Annotated in this window: 1 protein-coding gene; it reads right to left on the reverse strand. The window is 39.4% G+C overall.

What is annotated here, in order from left to right; translation table 11 throughout:
- Positions 1–163: 163 nt before the first annotated feature.
- Positions 164–319, reverse strand: a complete 156-nt coding sequence (locus PL9214_RS31880; RefSeq protein ID WP_186440413.1) for a hypothetical protein — start codon at positions 317–319, stop codon at positions 164–166.
- Between the last annotated feature and the right edge of the window lie 173 nt (positions 320–492).

Here is a 492-nt window from a genome sequence, read left to right on the forward strand (position 1 = left end):
CCGCCTATTGTTTGATAGCCCAGGTTAAAGATGAACGGGGAGACAGGTTAGGAGCTTTGCCGTTTTGGAAAAGCTGTTTAAACTTAGCTCAACCGGAGTCTCCCGATGATGACTCTTGGATTGGATTAGCTCAAAAACGCTTAAGCACTACCCAAATTTCCCCTTAGTGAGGACATGGAATAATTCGACCGTCTGTATCTTTACATTGGGAGGTTTGAGAAGTATTATTCTTTTGAGAAGAGGTTTGAGCGATCGCTAAGGAATGTTGCATGAACAAGATGGATGTCAGCAACAAGACGGTTACGGGTTTCCATTGCATAAACTCGGCTCTCCTTTAGTTGAGGAAAAGCGAGTAGGCCCTACTGCTTTTGGATATCTATAAATCGTTATGCTGCTGGGTTTTTATGCGATTATCTGTTCTCAATGTATGAAAATTTGGTTCGATTTAGACTAATTTTTCGTTTTTTAAATTAACTAATATTCAAAAAAAAA

Source organism: Planktothrix tepida PCC 9214 (assembly GCF_900009145.1).
In the GTDB taxonomy this organism is placed as follows: Bacteria; Cyanobacteriota; Cyanobacteriia; order Cyanobacteriales; family Microcoleaceae; genus Planktothrix; species Planktothrix tepida.